General features: G+C 42.6%; 16 protein-coding genes. 2 read left to right on the forward strand and 14 right to left on the reverse strand.

The window, feature by feature from the left end; translation table 11 throughout:
* Positions 1–2: 2 nt before the first annotated feature.
* From CTER_RS18575 to CTER_RS18610, 8 genes are all read right to left on the reverse strand, one after another.
* Positions 3–272: an acyl carrier protein gene (locus CTER_RS18575; protein ID WP_004628143.1), complete on the reverse strand. Its 270-nt coding sequence runs from the start codon at positions 270–272 to the stop codon at positions 3–5.
* Positions 273–323: 51 nt separating this feature from the next.
* Positions 324–1,898, reverse strand: a complete 1,575-nt coding sequence (locus CTER_RS18580; protein ID WP_004628138.1) for a bifunctional metallophosphatase/5'-nucleotidase — start codon at positions 1,896–1,898, stop codon at positions 324–326.
* Between the two features lie 113 nt (positions 1,899–2,011).
* The gene (locus CTER_RS18585) at positions 2,012–2,848 is read right to left on the reverse strand and encodes an ABC transporter permease (RefSeq protein WP_004628120.1); all 837 of its coding nucleotides are present in this window, start codon (positions 2,846–2,848) and stop codon (positions 2,012–2,014) included.
* 4 nt (positions 2,849–2,852) lie between these two features.
* Positions 2,853–3,641 (reverse strand): ABC transporter permease, encoded by a 789-nt coding sequence (locus CTER_RS18590; RefSeq protein WP_004628156.1) that lies wholly within the window; start codon positions 3,639–3,641, stop codon positions 2,853–2,855.
* Positions 3,616–4,626, reverse strand: a complete 1,011-nt coding sequence (locus CTER_RS18595; protein WP_004628177.1) for an ABC transporter ATP-binding protein — start codon at positions 4,624–4,626, stop codon at positions 3,616–3,618. The genes CTER_RS18590 and CTER_RS18595 overlap by 26 nt, the downstream gene beginning before the upstream one ends.
* 223 nt (positions 4,627–4,849) lie before the next feature.
* Positions 4,850–5,353: a helix-turn-helix transcriptional regulator gene (locus CTER_RS18600; RefSeq protein ID WP_051066635.1), complete on the reverse strand. Its 504-nt coding sequence runs from the start codon at positions 5,351–5,353 to the stop codon at positions 4,850–4,852.
* A 35-nt stretch (positions 5,354–5,388) separates the two neighbouring features.
* Positions 5,389–5,652, reverse strand: coding sequence for a hypothetical protein (locus CTER_RS18605; protein WP_004628124.1), 264 nt, complete (start codon positions 5,650–5,652; stop codon positions 5,389–5,391).
* A gap of 294 nt (positions 5,653–5,946) precedes the next feature.
* Positions 5,947–6,585: a hypothetical protein gene (locus CTER_RS18610; protein ID WP_004628192.1), complete on the reverse strand. Its 639-nt coding sequence runs from the start codon at positions 6,583–6,585 to the stop codon at positions 5,947–5,949.
* Positions 6,586–6,761: 176 nt separating this feature from the next.
* On the opposite strand from CTER_RS18610, the gene CTER_RS18615 reads away from it, so the two are divergent.
* Positions 6,762–7,727 carry a tRNA-dihydrouridine synthase family protein gene (locus tag CTER_RS18615; protein WP_004628210.1) on the forward strand — a complete coding sequence of 322 codons (966 nt, stop codon included), beginning with the start codon at positions 6,762–6,764 and terminating at the stop codon, positions 7,725–7,727.
* 72 nt (positions 7,728–7,799) lie between these two features.
* Here the strand turns inward: CTER_RS18615 and CTER_RS18620 are convergent, their stop codons facing one another.
* The 4 genes from CTER_RS18620 to CTER_RS18635 all read right to left on the reverse strand — a co-directional run bounded on the left by CTER_RS18620 (position 7,800) and on the right by CTER_RS18635 (position 13,223).
* A complete protein-coding gene (locus CTER_RS18620) occupies positions 7,800–9,026 on the reverse strand; it encodes an aminopeptidase (protein ID WP_004628179.1) in 1,227 nt (408 codons plus the stop codon).
* A gap of 172 nt (positions 9,027–9,198) precedes the next feature.
* Positions 9,199–10,164 carry an acetylxylan esterase gene (locus tag CTER_RS18625; RefSeq protein WP_004628149.1) on the reverse strand — a complete coding sequence of 322 codons (966 nt, stop codon included), beginning with the start codon at positions 10,162–10,164 and terminating at the stop codon, positions 9,199–9,201.
* A gap of 124 nt (positions 10,165–10,288) precedes the next feature.
* Positions 10,289–10,909, reverse strand: coding sequence for a YczE/YyaS/YitT family protein (locus CTER_RS18630; RefSeq protein WP_004628123.1), 621 nt, complete (start codon positions 10,907–10,909; stop codon positions 10,289–10,291).
* Between the two features lie 244 nt (positions 10,910–11,153).
* A complete protein-coding gene (locus CTER_RS18635) occupies positions 11,154–13,223 on the reverse strand; it encodes a beta-glucosidase family protein (RefSeq protein WP_004628194.1) in 2,070 nt (689 codons plus the stop codon).
* A gap of 170 nt (positions 13,224–13,393) precedes the next feature.
* Here CTER_RS18635 and CTER_RS18640 point away from each other — a divergent pair, with 170 nt between their 5' ends.
* Entirely contained in the window at positions 13,394–14,191 is a 798-nt protein-coding gene (locus tag CTER_RS18640) for an AraC family transcriptional regulator (RefSeq protein ID WP_004628153.1), read from the forward strand.
* A 2-nt stretch (positions 14,192–14,193) separates the two neighbouring features.
* Here CTER_RS18640 and CTER_RS18645 read toward each other — a convergent pair whose 3' ends face one another.
* Both CTER_RS18645 and CTER_RS18650 read right to left on the reverse strand, forming a co-directional pair.
* Positions 14,194–15,660, reverse strand: coding sequence for a methyl-accepting chemotaxis protein (locus CTER_RS18645; RefSeq protein WP_004628126.1), 1,467 nt, complete (start codon positions 15,658–15,660; stop codon positions 14,194–14,196).
* Positions 15,661–15,777: 117 nt separating this feature from the next.
* The gene (locus CTER_RS18650) at positions 15,778–16,695 is read right to left on the reverse strand and encodes an NAD-dependent epimerase/dehydratase family protein (RefSeq protein ID WP_004628159.1); all 918 of its coding nucleotides are present in this window, start codon (positions 16,693–16,695) and stop codon (positions 15,778–15,780) included.
* Between the last annotated feature and the right edge of the window lie 108 nt (positions 16,696–16,803).

Consider the following 16,803-nt stretch of genomic DNA (forward strand, 5'->3'; position numbering starts at 1 on the left):
CCTTAATTAATGCTGACACAATCAGAGTTTAGTTTGTTGTAAACATAATCGGTGATTGAACGCACCGTTGAGAATGTCTCATAAGTTAAAAAACTGCTGTCAAAGGTTATTCCGAAAACTTCCTCTATCTCTACAAGGAGTTCTACCAATACTATTGAGTCCACTCCATAGTTGTCTCTCAAATCGCTGTCAATCTGAACATTGTCATTATTAAACTGCCCAAGCCTGCTGACTGCCTCACATACCTTTGTTTCAATCTCGTGCTTCTGCATAAATTATTACTCCTTTTCTTAGAAAATTATATTTAGAAGGTAAATCAAATGCTACTTGTATCGTTCATTTACAGCCTTTATTCTGCCCTCAACCTTTATGTCAAGCTCACCTTTACCCCTGATATACTTGGACAGTACATCCTTTAAGAGTTCCCCCTTGTTGAGGAGTTTGGCTTTTCTCAGTTCCTCATAGCCGTCTCCGCCGTTGTAAAGGTAATCATTTGTGGCCACCTTGTAATATTTGTCCTTATCCAGTGCTCTGCCGTCGGAGGTGGTAATGCTCACCAGCCTTTTTCCGGCCGGCTTTGATGCATCAAACTCATATTTTATTCCTGAAACCTGCAGGAAACCTCCGTTGGAACCGCCATCAGGATAGAGTCTGATGCCCCTTTCTATGGCACTGTATATGTCTTCCCCTTTGGCTTCTATTGTTACCAGTGAATTTACAAATGGAAGCGCCTTGCCTATTGAATAAAGATTTATATCCCCGGCCGGTATACTCTCTCTGATACCTCCCCCGTTCATAAGGGCTATATCGGCTTTGCCCGTCTCACGCATGGCGTCTGTGAGCAAATCGGCAAGAGTTGTTTCTTTGGTCCTGACATTGGATCTGAAGCCGTCAAGCTTATCTTTGGTTTTTGCCACGACTTCCTTTGCAGACTCAAAAGCAATGGTATGATATTTCTGTGCAACCGCATCCAAAACGGGATCGGCTTTGGATTTATCCTTGATATTTTTTGGGGTCCAGTCAAGCTTGGCCAGTTTGCCGTCCTTGAAATACATATCTGCCTGGCCCACATGAGTACTGTATCCGCCCGACTCCACAAGGTATGTATTGTTCACCTTATCGGCTTTTTCATACAGGAAATGGTGATGCCCGCACAGAATCAGGTCTATACCGTCAACCTTTTTTACAAGTTCTCTGTCTACATCATCTCCCAGGTGTGATATCAAAATGACCACATCCGCCTTGTCCTTCAGTTCTTCTATAATCCTCCTGGCGCATTTTACAGGGTCCTCCAGGGTCACACCTTCGTTATCCCTTGAATTGGTGTTTATAAGAGCTCCAACTTCGGTCAAACCAAACAAACCGATCCTTTTATTCCCTGCATTTACAACTTTGTATTCGTCAAAAGCCGGCTTGCCGTCTTTATATATGTTTGCCGAGAGTACGGGAAAATTGAGCTGCCCCCTTATTTCCAGCAACCTGTCAAACCCGAAGTTAAAATCGTGGTTCCCGGGTGTCATTGCATCGTACCCCATGAGATTGGCTACTTCAACCACACCTTTTCCCTTCTCGATATTGGCTTCGTTTGTTCCGTGGAACAAATCCCCCGAGTCCAGCAAAAGAGTATTTTTATTTTCGTTTCTGACCTCATCGATTATATGCTTCATCAAGGGCATACCCATCATTACGCTGACTTCATCCAGGGTATAATAACCTCCGGTCTCCTCATCGTAAACTATATGTCCGTGTATATCGGCAGTACTTAAAATAGTTATCCTCTCCTGGTAGTATCCCGCGTTCACAAGCACAGAATCAAGGTTTACGAATTTTGCAACCAGGAATACCGCTGCGCCCAGAAGCAGCAAACCGATTATTATAAGATTTTTATAGCTTTTCATTTTATACTCCCATCTGCGTGCCACTCTCCAGGTAAAGTACGCATATAATTGTGAAAAAGCAATCGATTTTTGTTAACAGATGAAAATCAACAGATGAATAAACAGGTTAACAATCACCTTGAGGTCCCGGTACTGGAATAATGCCTGACTCCCTGTCTCCAGAACATATATACAAGAACAAACATTATTGCTCCAACCGCCGGAGAGAGGTACAGGAAACCATTCCAGAAAGAATTTATTTCAGCCTTGTTAAGATAGAACTGTGCCGGAAAATAATTGACAAATGCAAAAGGAATTACAAACATCAACAGCTTTTGAATTATTCCCGGGTAAAAGCTTATGGGATATCCTGAAAATCTTCTTGCATTAAAAAATATCATATTCCGCAGATTGTCGGTTTTAACTGTCCAGAAGCTGAAGCAGGATGCAAACAGGAATATCGATGCCTGAATGACGGCCCCGCTGATTAAAATGACAATATAATAAACGATATTTTTTATATTCCAGTCAATACCCACCGAAAAAGCAGTTTTGGTAAAAAGGATCACTCCCACTATTCCATGTCCCAAACCTGCGCTCAAATCAATTTTTGAGGCTATGATCTGGTACATCAGTCCGAGTGGTCTGGTAAGGACCCGGTCGAACTCCCCGGAATAAATCATTTCTGCGAAATCTCTCATGCCTGCAAAAAACAGTACAAAGATGCTGTAGGATAAAAACAGAAAGCTGTAAAGAAAGAACATTTCATTATATTCCCAGCCCTTTATATGTACAAACCTTACCAGAATAAGAAACATGACCACTACACTTATCATTTCCCTGCAAACAATGGCAATTGTTATAAAGGTTCTGTCAAACTTGTATTCCAGAATGGATTTCAGGCTGAGTTTTGCATATTTGAGCAGTAGAACGAATAACTCAAATATATTGAATAATGGTTTTTTACCCACTTGTTTATCCTCCCTGTACCACCAGTTTTTTCAGAGCGGTTTTCCATAAAAGCTTCCCAGCTATAAACAAGCCCAGTGCCCAAATCAGCTGTTTTGCCATAACCAACGCTATCTCTTCCATGGGTACCTGTCCCAGATATATGGTTATTGGTACATAGTATATGGAAGCAAACGGTGTCAGGTTTATAAAGTCCACCAGTGCCTGGGGCATAAACCAGAGAGGAAGCAGAGCTCCCGACAGTATCATTACCGCTGCGTCCTTTATGGTAACGAGACTGAAGGTCCAGTAAAACCAGAAAGAACTTATCCACACTATAAAATTTAAATTATACAAAACCAGATACCCCAATATTGTGCTTATTAGAAAGTATATTGCCATCGATAACGAGAAGGGCGGATACATTTTAAAAAGAACGATTGATACTATCAATGCAGGTATTAGCTGCATAACCACTCTGAATACCAGTATTCCGATATTGTATGAAAAAATGTAACCGCTGAAGCTCATGGGTTTCAGCAAGTCCAGACCAATGGCCCCGGACCGCACCTTGTATTCAATATGGTATTCATCCATCGCATATATGCACTGCATGAGAAAGGATATAACCACATAGGTGATCAATATTTTGAACTGTACTCCGTCAACAGTCTGTTCATCTTCGTAAATTGCCTTCCAGATGCAGATATTTACAAATATCATTACGATTGCATTAATTACTCCGGCTACATAGTCGGCTCTGTAAGCAATATTATTCTGGAAAGCTTTTTTAGCAAACTCTACATAGGCTCTCATCAATCTTTATTCCTCCCTGGTAGATTTCTCTGATAATACCTTCAATCTCCGGTTCCTGGACTGTCAGATCGATGATCCCGTATTTTTGTGTAAGTTCATATATAAGATTGGAAACCTGAACCTCATCCTTTTGAAATCTGAGCCACTTTTTCCTGCCTTTCTCCTCTATCACCTCAACACCAGGTATATCAATGCTGTGGATGACTTCCGGGAAATCTGCCACGAGAGTCCTGCTGGTACCGTAGCTTTCCTTTATATGCTCCACCGTACCGTCATATATTGTAGTTCCTTCGTCAATGATAATCATTCTCCGGCAGGTTTTTTCTATATCCTGCATATCATGAGTGGTAAAAAGCATTGTTGTTCCTTTTTCCCTGTTGATATACCGGATAAATTCCCGTACCTTTTCCTTTGCTATGACGTCAAGCCCTATGGTAGGCTCATCAAAAAATATTATCTCGGGGTTATGCAGCAGCGCCGCCGCAATATCTGCCCTCATCCTCTGTCCGAGACTGAGCTGTCTGACCGGCTGTGACATGAATTCATTGATCTCCAGCAAATCGTTGAATAAGTTCATATTTTGCCTGTAGATTTTCTCAGGTATCTTATATATGTACCTGAGCAGTTCGAAAGTATCGATTGCAGGCAAATCCCACCAGAGCTGCGTTCTCTGACCAAATACCACACCCAGCCGCATGGCATTTTTTCTCCTGTCCCTGTGAGGTGACAGCCCTCCTATTGAAATTTGACCGGAAGTGGGCACCAGAATCCCTGTCAGCATCTTTACCGTTGTGGATTTTCCTGCTCCGTTGGGTCCGATAAAACCCACCATTTCACCTTTATTTATGGAAAAACTGATGTTGTCGACTGCTCTTTTCATTTTATATTCCGGAACAAGCAAGCTGTGTATTGAGCCTAATAAACCTTTTTTTCTCACATTCAGCTTATAATCCTTTACAAGGTTGTTTACTTCGATTAGCGGCATTTTCGACATCCTTCTCTCCCTTATTATTATAAAAGCCGGTTTGATTTGCTAAAATAAAGGTTTCTTGAAAATATATGTTTACTCTTGCATAATTTTGTAACTTATGTTTGTTAATACATATTTTAACAGTAATCGTGTTCACCGCCACTATGCATTCGGGTAGTTAAATGCAAAAAGTACGTAAAACTACTCTTATAGGTAGGCTCAAAATACTCCGAATTCATTAACAATCTATCTCATCTATACTTAAAAGGTTTAGTTTGATACACTTTATAACAGCCTGGGCAGTGCACTCCACATCCAGTTTTTTAAATATAAATTTTTTGTGGTATTTAACTGTATTTATGCTTACAGCCTGATTTGAGGCGATAATCTTGTCAGGCAGACCTGTAGCCATAAGCTTTAGAATTTCCACTTCTTTTTTTGTCAGGGAATAAGTTTTTTCGGATGAAATAAGAGAATTGTTCATTTGAGTTTTAAACTCATTGACCAGCTTGTAAGCCGTATAATCGGTAACAATCTTAAGATCGATTTCTATTTTTTCATTTAATCTGCACAGTACCAGATATCCCAATACCTCTCCCTTAAAAAACAGCGGAACAGCATAAAGGAAAAATTCCTTCAGCAGATCACTATAATGATGCTGAGGAATAGTATAAACCACTTTTTTTAACTTGATTGACAATGCAATGGCATTTGTGCCGATTGCCCTTTCTGAAAAAGACATTCCTTCTTTAATTCCCAGTTTTTCAACTTTTCTTCCTAACTCCCTGCAGCATTTTTTTTTAATAGTAAACCCTCAGAATTAACAAGTAAAAGGACTAAATTTCTTTCGAGGGATAAATCCTCGAAATCGCTTTCAAGATTTCCGAATATTGATACCAGTTCTTTGTTTTCATTCAGCGCATTTTGTAAACCCTCCTCATTAATACTGCTGCTCATAACACTTGCTGAATTATCAACCCCAATATTTACGCATCTCCTCCATGAAGCGAAAATTTCATCTACCGGCTGCAGTGTTATCATATGTATACTCCTCTCATTTTAATATTGCATTCTAGAACCACTTTCAACCATTTCTTATATACAAGTTGTAGTAAAAGATTTAAGTCAATACTAAGAAAAGGAATAATATCTTTTATATACCAATATATTACCATTTTTAACATACAATTACAAATTATTTTGTTTTTTGGTAAAATTTTCACATACTGCAGCTATATTTTTCCTCATAACCAGAGAATCCAGCCTTTATTGCATAAAAAAACAGAAGTCTTAGAACGGCTCCTGTCTTTTTATTTTGTTAGTTGAAAATTTTTATCAGGTTTTCTTTACTTCCTGCTTTCCTGTGACCTTGCTGTCACCATCCATTTTAAACGTTTTCTTGGCTTCCTCGGTGGTAAAATAAACATTGCCTTCAACTTTCGTATCTACTAACTGGAAATTCTTAACGGTAACATACAGATCTCCCTTGAAGGTCCCGTGCTGAATACTGGCTTCCGGGCTGTTTATTGTAAACTTCGGTGCTGTCAGGGTGTACCTTGCAGTAATTTTACGATCCTTATCCTGAGCATATAAAGCAACCTTTCTCTGTATAACATCCTTACCGGCGGTATCTTTCTTTCCGTTCTTGTACTCACCGTCAAGCGAGATGTCCTTATTTATGGTGAGATCCTTTGTAATTGCAATAATCCAGGTCCCGCCACTGCTTATGGCCTTTTCAAAGGCTGCCGCATTATCCACTATAGAAGCGGAAGTTATTGCATCGGCGGTAGAGGTAGCTGCCGAAGTTGACCCTGCTGCTGTCGAACCTGCAGCTGTGGTAATTGCTGCTGTTGTCGGCGTTGTTGTTTGCGGAGTGGTTGAAGTACCGGGCAGCTGTTCCTTCTTTGCACAACCTGAAAATAACGAAATTGTAAGTACTAATACTGCTGCGACCAATAAATTTCTATTTTTCATATTTAATACCTCCTAAATATTATGGTATTTACCAATGTTTAGTATGACCACTAATCTTGAAATTATTAGGGAAAATGAAAAATATATGAAATTTTTTTTGACTATTGTTTTTATCCCGATAACTGTATATCATTTAGAATGAATTAATTCTAGAATCAGAGGAGTAACAACAACATATGAACCTTTATCTGGCCCCGGTTCAGGGAATGACCATAGCAGGCTACAGAAATGCATTTGCAAGGATATTCGGCGGTATTGACGAGTTTTATTCACCGTTTGTTGCCACTGCCGATCACAAAAAAATCAGCACTTCACTACTAAAGGATATTCTTCCTGAACATAATGCTGCCCAGGTCAAGGTCATCCCCCAGCTTCTGGGCAACAACGGAGACGATTTCAGTATATTTTCCTCGGCCATATATGAAATGGGCTATAAAGAAATAAACTGGAATATCGGCTGTCCCTTTCCCATGGTAACAAACAAAAAAAAGGGTTCGGGCATCCTGCCTTATCCTGATATGATAGAAAACTTTCTTGATATTGTCTGTGCCCGCAAGCCCTATACTTTGACAGTTAAAATGAGGCTGGGGTTAGAAAGTTCCGAAGAAGGGCTGCGCGTAATGGAAATTCTCAACCGCTATCCTCTGGGAGGTGTCATCATACATGCCCGCACCGGTATCCAGATGTATACCGGCAGCGTTGACCCTGATTCCTTTGAGGCTCTTGCCTCGGCCTGCAGACATCAGATAACCTATAACGGCGACATATTCACTTATGATGACTATATACGTGTAAGTAAACGCTTCCCATATATAAAGAACTTTATGCTGGGCAGAGGTGCGCTGAGTGATCCGTTTCTGCCGGCTCTCATAAAGGGAAAAACCGTTCCTCCCGCCCATAAAATGAGCATGATAAAGGAATTTCACGATGAAATTTACATGTATTATCAAAACATACTCTCGGGAGACAAACATCTGTGTGACAAGATGAAAGAGTTCTGGTCGTATATTTCGGTTCACACCGACAGGGACGGCAAGCTTATGAAAAAGATAAAGAAATGTCATACCTCTGCCAATTATCTGCAGGCTGTAAACCAAATCCTCTGCTCCCCGGACGGCTGGAGCGGCACTCCTTTGCGATGATGCCTATAAGCCATGCCCGGATCTGATTTTTCCTTCTGATCGGGCATGGCTGACTGCTGCCAAATTTCTTATTTAAAAGGCAAAGTTGCCCGAGCGGAAGACCGGTATCTCTTCGCCCGAGGATTTTATTCCGGTAATCTCCAGATCGGCTGTCCCTACCATAAAATCCACGTGCTCAAGAGAGTCATTCACTCCCCGCTCCTCCAAATCCTTCTCATTCAGTTCCGGAGCATCTTTGAAGCAGGGATATGCCTTCCCTATGGCCAGGTGGCAGGAGGCGTTTTCATCAAAAAGTGTATTGTAAAATAAGATTTTGGAATTTGATATGGGTGAATCATAGGGAACCAGAGCCACCTCACCCAGATAATGTGAGCCTTCATCGGTTTCAATGAGATGTTTAAGGGCCTCATATCCTTTTTTTGCAGAGAAATCCACTATCTTCCCATTCTCAAAGCTGAGGGAGAAGTCCTCAATTAGGCTTCCGTTATAGTTCAGAGGCATTGAACTCACAACCACACCGTTGACCCCGGTCTTTACAGGCAGTGTAAAAACCTCTTCGGTGGGCATGTTGGGAATGAAAACCTGACCTTCGGGAGTATTCTCCGAACCCGCCATCCATGCATGATTTTTGGGAAGCTCAATCTTTAAAGCAGTTCCAAGAGAATTTTTATAAACAAGGTATTTAAAATTATTGGAATTTAAAAATTCCAGACTTCTGCTGAGCTTCAGCTTGTGTTCCTCCCATGCTGCAACGGGATCTGCCACATCTGCCCGAACCGAAGCCAGTATGGCACCCCAGAGCTTTTCCACCGCCTCTTTTCCCGGTACTCCCGGGAAAACCTTTTTGGCCCATTCAATTGTCGGAACCGATATGACGCACCAGGGGTTCTTACTGCTCATCAATCTGTTGGAATATTCCTTAAGAGCGGTACTTTTAGCTTTATTTGCCCTGGCAATGCGTTCTGAATCCACATCCTTCATAAGCTCGGGGTCGGAAGCCGAAATGCTTAAAAACGCAGCTCCCTCCCGGGCATAGGACATGTATAGCTCTTTATTCCACTCAGGGAATTGTTCAAGTGCCTTATCAGGAGCATTCACCAACCGGATTTTTGTAAAAAGCTCATCCCTCCAATTGATCACTACATCCCCGGCACCGGCAGCATAGGCTGTCCTGGCAATTAATCTTGTAAAATCGGCACACTCTATGGGTGAATTGATGAATAATACCTGATTCTTTTGAATGTTTATACCGGCTTTTACCACCAGCTGTGCATATTTTTCTATCATTCCATAATCCATTTTTGATTAATCCCTTTCCATATTTCTATATTTATCTATTGAAATTTTATCATAAATTATGTATGGCAGAGATAATTTTTTCGAATAACTTCTGAATAAAGAGAAAGCGCCGCAAAACTAAAACAATCATTTTGCGGCACTTTCGTGTATAATTCGTATAAAACTCAAGTATTTATTTTTTCAGCTCCATCAGGAACCGGAAGCTGCGGTCGTTCTGATCGGGCAGCGTCTCATGCCCGTAGTCCGGGAAAATCACCGCTTCCTTTTTTGAATTTATTTTGTTAAATGCGGCAAATTGGGTTGACGGAGGACAAATATTGTCCATCAATGTAATAGCCATCAGCACTTCACCCTTTATACGCGGCACAAGGTTCTGAATATCTATATAACCAAGCTTTTCAAAAATTTCGTTTTCTCTGGTATGAAGCGGGTCAAAAAAACGGAAATGTGTCCGCAGCTCCTCATAGGCATCCTTTGCCAGATCTATGTCCCACACCCGTTTGTAGTCACTCAGAAAGGGATACATCACAGCGCTTCTGCTGATGCGTGGTTCCAGGGCTGCACAGGCAAGAGAAAGCCCTCCTCCCTGAGAAACACCATATGTACCGACCCTTGTTTCATCAACCTGCTCCATTTCCATAAGGATTTTTGCAAGCTGGGCCGTATCCAGAAAAATATTGCGCATCAGCATATTGTCAGGCTCTCCGTCAATACCCCTGATGAAATGTCCGCGCATGGTATTTCCCCTGACTCCTCCCGTATCCTCCGATCTGCCTCCCTGTCCGCGGCAGTCAAGAGCTGCCACCACAAATCCCGCAGCGGCAAAGGGCAGCTTGTCGAACCAGTCGCCCGAATGTCCGGTATATCCATGGAAATTCAGTACCGCAGGGCACTTGCCCTGTACATTTTTGGGAATCAGTAATTTTGCATAAACCCTTGCATTCTTAACACCTGTAAAATATAAATGGTAACAGTCTGCATATGGAGATTTAAATTCAGCCGGAACAAGCTCCACATTGCTGTCGGTTCGGTGCATCTCCTCCACTGCCCTGCTCCAGTATTCGTCAAAGTCCCTGGGCCTGGGCGTACTCCCCTGATAGCTCCGGAGCTCCTCCAGCGGCATATCCAGCATTGGCATAAAAAAAGCCTCCTTTGATACTTAAATTTGGATTATTAATATATAATTTAGGCTTTTATAACTTTACCATATTTTGATTCCATATTCAAAGCTTTGTTTCCTATGGTTTTAAACCTTTTACCTTTCACTCCTCCCTGTTTCTTCCGTACCTGAGCGGAATGGCAACCTTCCGGTTGAATACCGCAATGACAGGTCCCATGAAAAAAGCAGTTATAAGCGTCCCTATTCCCACAGTTGCACCAAATAAGTATCCGCATACGGTGCAGATGAAATCTGAACCGATTCTGCAGAACTGAAACCTGGCAACCTTCTTTTCGGACAGGATAAGCGCCACCGCGTCATAAGTCGAAACTCCAAGGTCGCCTGTAAAGTATAAGGAAGAACCAAAACACATGATCACTACAGCGATAATTAAAAACAACAGCTTGATTCCCAATGACGGATTGGGCATCCATGAATCAAATAACCAGGATGAAAACTGTACCACATATCCCAATAAAAAAATATTTATAAAGGTCCCAAGACCGATTTTACGCCGGTCCACAAAAAATATAACAATTAACATAAGTAAATTCAAAATTGAATAAAAAGTCCCATAACCCAGCGGCATATGCATTGAAATACCGTGCGCAAGTACCTGGAACGGATCCATCCCAAAAGCTGAAAAATTGAACATTCCCACACTAAAGCCCGCTGTCAGCACACCGAACACGGTCATTACAACTCTTCTGTATTTCTCACTCATTTACATTTCTCCCCGTTTTAACTCCGAATCATTACTTTATATAAATCCAATTCCAATACATATTATATTTGATCATATCTGCTGGAATTACATCTATGCAATATCTTGCACCGGTTTGCTGTTTCATGGGCTCACGGCCATAACAATTATAAACAAAAATGCGGCCGAATACAACCTTCTCTTTTACCAGGCCAAATCACTGCGTATTGCCGCAGCAAGCTGATTTGCCATTAGTTCATGTGGTTTAAAGCTTGACAGTCCCCCTTACCAGATCTTCATCACAGGAGCTTGTTCCGATGTACAATTCGTATTCCATGTGTTCAAGTTCCATTTGATTTGTTTTTTCATTGAAGTAGCACAGCTTTTCTACAGGGCAGGAAATACTTACATGCCTTTCCTCGCCCGGCTTCAGCGTCACTCTGGCAAACCCTCTGAGAACCTTTGCCGGCCTGTCTACGGAGGAATTCCTGAAACCCGCATACAGCTGGACAACCTCTGTTCCTTCCAGATTTCCGGCATTCTTCAGCCTGCAGGAAGCGGACACCTTATTGCCTTCGGCCCCAAAAGAGGCATCCGATACGCTGAAAGTGGTATAGGACATTCCAAAGCCGTATGGCAGGAGCGGTTTGACACCCTCTTTCTCAAGCTTTGTATAGCCGTGATAATAGTCATAATATTGGGAGGTGGTATCCCACTCAACCTTTGGCAGGTCACTTTCCTTATAAGGAAGAACAAAGGGGAGCTTTCCGCTTGGATTGACATCGCCGAACAAGATTTCAGCTATAGCCCTTCCCCCTTCCATTCCCGGGTAATATGCCATAAGTATTGAGCTGACACAGTCCTTCCACTCCGTTATCATTATCATGTTTCCGCCGAACAATACTGCGGCCGAATTACTGTTTACCGGTCCTACAGCCTTTATCAGGTCAATCTCGTTCGGGTGGAGTCCCAGTGAAAATCTGCGGTCTCCTCCCATTGTGCCCGTATAGCCTTCAGCTTCATCCTCTGAAACAAATTCCCCTTCATCGTTATGGTCGTAACCTACCACAAATACTACCGCATCTGCTTCCCCGGCAAGCGCTTTAGCCCTTTCGAGGTCATCTCCCCTGTCATAGGCAATCTGTGTTTCGGGCGAAACCATTTGCAGACCCTGAACGGGTGAAATTACATATGGGGGACGTACCCAGCTTGAGCCGTGGTCTCCTATAGGCTCCAGTTCGCCCAGTGCTCCCAGTACCAACAAATTCTTCACCTGCTTTTTATTGAACGGAAGAACATTGTCTTTGTTCTGGAGCAGCGTTATTCCCTTTCTCGCACTTTCCAGAGCAAGTGAAATATGCTCCCTGCATGCCAGCACCGACTGGTCTGCAGCTGTTTCATGCCGGCTGGTAAATGCCAGCAGGGTGCGGATTATACGCAATGCCGCATCGTTTATCCTCTCTTCGGGTACCAGGCCATCCTTTACTGCCTTGACAAGTTTATCCCCAAAGTACATGGTATGTGCCATTTCAATGTCCTGACCGCCATTTGCCGCCTCAACGGTATCCTTTACACCCCAGTAAAAGTCACTCATGACAAAACCGTCAAAACCCCATTCATCCTTCAGTACTTCGTTGAGAAGATAATTGTGATGGCCGCACTGGGTACCCTTGTACAGGTTGTAGGAACTCATTACACTGGCGGCTCCGGCGTCAATGCAATCCTTGAAGTGGGCAAGGTAAACCTCCCGTTCGCTTCTCCTGTCACACTCCACACTTACCTTGAAGCGGGAATTTTCCATCTGGTTAAAGGCATAGTGCTTGATACAGGCTATTACATCCTCTTCCTGCACGCCGCGAACCAGTGCCGAACCCATCTGTCCCAGATGGAAGGACTCTTCCCCATAAGTTTCCTGACTTCTGCCCCAACCCGGATTGTAGGGCAGGTTTATACAAACCCCTCCGAAAAGATTACCTCCAAAAGCCCGGATTTCCTTTCCTATGGCATGCCCTACCCTCTCTTCCAGTTCGGTGTCGAAGCTTGCACCCCTTAACATGGATACAGGGAAACAGGTGGTTTTACCATTGCCGCATACCACACCTCTGGGTCCGTCGCAAAACAGCATGGGCGGAAGCTCCTCACGCTCAATACCCCCTGCCGGATACGGAAAATAATTATAGTGCAGATTATCCGGATCTTTTTGTATGTTGGCCAATTCATCCTGCAGCTTTATCTGCCCGCTCATCAGCCAGACCTTTTCTTCCAGAGTCAAGCCTGACAGAATTGTCCGGGCTTTTTCAGTGAATCCTAAACGGTACTCCTTGTTACACTTCATCTGGTATCCTCCTTAAAAAAATCATTGATATAATTAATATAGCTTCAATTTCATAAACTATCTCGCAATATATTAACATGATATGGACATACATTGCTGTGCAATGGTATATTTAAAATACAGCAGACAAAGTAAATGGGCCTTTAAAAGCCATTCAACGGAGGTAATTCATGTACCCCTATTATGAGACGATAAGTACCAGGGAACCTGATGGTTTCACCATAATATTTGAAGAAAACTTTACTTTTCCCGCCCATCTTCATTCCCACATGGAGTTTGTATACATTCTTGAAGGTGAAGTGACGGTCTGGGTAAACGACATCAGAAAGGACCTGGAAAAAGGTGATATAGCCGTATGCTTTCCCAATGATATCCACAGCTATAACAGCAGTGCCCCGTCAAAATTAATGATTCTTATTTTCTCTCCGGATATTATAAGGGGATATTTGAGCGAACGGACCGGCAAGACTCTGGAGTACCCCTTTTTTGAAAAAGGTTCCTTCGGTGACGACATTAATATCCTGCTCGACATGATTGTTGCAGAAAATTCAGGCAATAGAAATGAATATGTTGTAAAAGGCCTGCTATATACCATTTTCGGCAAGCTGGACAGGATTTTTGTATTTAAGGACGGCAGGCAGCTGCATGACACAACAATCCAAAAATTATTAAGATACATTGGCAGCCATTTCAACGAAAATATTACACTTGACAGTATTGCAAAAGACCTGGGTTTCAGTAAGTTTCACATATCCCGCCTGTTTAACAGCAAGATCGGAGAACAGTTTAATGATTATGTAAATAAACTTCGTGTCAACATGGCCCAGAGCCTGTTAACCGGAACAGATTCCAGCATTTCCAACATAGCCCTGGAATGCGGTTTTGAAAGTATCAGAAATTTCAACAGGGTATTTAAGGCATACAGCAGCATGACCCCTAAAGAATTCCGAAGCAGCAGGAAAAGGTAGCTTTACTTTTGTCCGGCAAGTTTTCTCATGTCGGCACTCAATTTCTCAATATTTTTTATTATATTTACCATTTCACCTATTTTCATATTCTGTTCATCCATAGTTCCGGTGATCTCTTCAGTGGTTGCAGAATGCTCCTGCATTATTGCCGCATTATTTTCGAGATGCAAATCTATTTCACTGAATAAACCGGCAATTTCATTTACAGATTCAAATTCAGACTGTATGTAATTCTGCATCCTTCCAAAAGACTCCACCATATTATCAATACTATGGTTAAGTTTTTCCACTGCAGTGCTTCCTTCAATTACAGATGCATTTCCCATACGTGCCGTTTCCACTGCAACACTCGCTTTCTTTTGCAAAGCCGTTACAATTTGACCTATTTCATTGGCGGTTTTATTGCTTTCATCCGAAAGTTTGCGTATTTCATCAGCCACAACGGCAAATCCCTTACCTGCCTCTCCCGCCCTGGCGGCTTCGATTGCAGCATTTAACGCCAGCAGATTTGTCTGTTCTGCAATTCCTGTGATTGAAGAAAGGAAATTGCGTATGTGCTCCATGCTCTCTCCCAGTTCACTGACTGTTTGCAGCCCCTGCTCCACCGCCGAATTAATTGTTCCCATGCGCTCCTTCATATCGGCAATTTCTCTGCCGTTTTCCTGTGCAATGCCGTCAACTTCCCTGGATATGGTTTCAATGGCTTTGGACTGCTCATACATGTATTTAAGTTTATCACGGGATTGCTTCATCATAATGGAAATTGACGTAACAGCATTGGCTTCCTCCTCGGTGCCTTTGGCCATTTCATGCATGCCCTTCGTCACAGCCTCACTGCTCTGTAATGCAAGCTCTGTATAACCTGTAAAGTTTGAAAGGTTTTCATTCAGGGTAACCGCTGTCTGCTCAACCATATCAAAAGTCTTCTTCAGTTCTTCATAAAAAGTCATGGCTTTTTCCTCGTTTTTGGAAGCCGATTTCAGATAGTCATTCCCCCATTTTGTAAGAAAATACAGGACAATCATACCTATATTTATCATGCCCAGCTGAATAATTGCTTCCTTTGCCGGAATTGTACCTCCCATCAGGGGACTGTTAAAAGCAAAATTACATGTAACAACCATAATATCAAGTATTACAATATATATCATCAGTGTCATCCTGTTAAAATATAGTGCCGCCATACAACAGGTGACCATGTAGACAATAAAAATCCTCAGAGAACCGCCTTCTATAATTGTCAGAATGGTTACCGCCACAGCCGGACACAGTGGAATGATTATTGCTGCCACCCTGGTATGCACTCTGAATAGGTGGACGGCAGAAGCAACCACACCTGCACCTGCCGTTGCGGCAAACACAAGCAGCCCTCTGTCTGTTCCTGTTAATGCAAAGGCCTGAGCTGTCAATAGAAGAGTAAATATCCATATTAAATAAATGTTGAATCTGCTAACCCGCCGTATATCCATCTGTAAATCCTCCATAGTTTTGACTTCCCTTTACAATAAATCGGCATTTTTAAGTTCTGTTTTAATAATCGTATTTTATTGATTTTATATTGCAATTAATTTCATGTTAACAGTATGTTATTTCAGCAATGCATCCACGTGCAGCTTCAGTCCTTTCCTGACAGAGGTCCCGGGCATTTTTGCCCCTGCGGCCTTCAATTCTGAAAGGTCATATATTCTGTGACATACCGAAGGCACTGCCTCCGGGTGGGAAGGTAAAAAATCCTCAATAGGGATATCCTCAATTTTAATATCAACCTTTAAAATATCGGCAATAATCTGATAATATTTTCTGCACTCTATTACCTCCGGGCCGCCCACGCAAAAAATCCGGTTGCGGGCTTTTTGATTCCCAAGCAGGTCCAGCATCAGCTCGCACAGGTCAGTCACATATACCGGGTGCAGAAGGAAATGTCCTCCCCCGACCAGGGATATTGGTTCATGGGCCATAAGCCTTTTAATCAGTTGGGGATCACGCTGGTGCAGAGGCAGGCAGCCAAGCTGTGAACCAGGCCCGAATATATGCCCCGGCCTGAGTATGGTCCAGGACATTCCACCTGTATCGGCATTTAAAAGCTCCAGCTCACAGAGACGTTTGTTTCCCGCATAGCCATCCGCAACCCAGTTTTCACATTCCTCTGCCTGGGGGAACTTTCTTGCCGCCGGTTCATATACTATATCGGTAGAAATGACCAGAAGCTGCTTTGTTCTGTCCCTGAACACCTCCACATCCTGTCTGGCAGCTTCGGCATTCATGCATATGCAGTCCAGGACAGCGTCCCAGCTGATACCGGCATCCTCAATCACCTTTTTGAAGGCCCGGCAGTCGGAACGGTCGGCCTGCAGGGAAATGGCCCCGGCCGGTACAGGTTTGCTGCCTCTGGTCAACACCCATACTTCATGCCCGTATTCCAGTGCTTTTTGGACAAGATGGCCGCTTACAAAACCACTGCCGCCCAGGATAAGTAATTTCAATTTATTATTTTTAGATAACACAGAACCACTCCCATATTTATTATCGACATAACATTATTATAGCACCTAACAGATTTATGGCATTCTTAAAAGTGTTAAAATACCTACCAATTAATATATTTATACCTA

Source organism: Ruminiclostridium cellobioparum subsp. termitidis CT1112, assembly GCF_000350485.1.
In the GTDB taxonomy this organism is placed as follows: domain Bacteria; phylum Bacillota; class Clostridia; order Acetivibrionales; family DSM-1351; genus Ruminiclostridium; species Ruminiclostridium termitidis.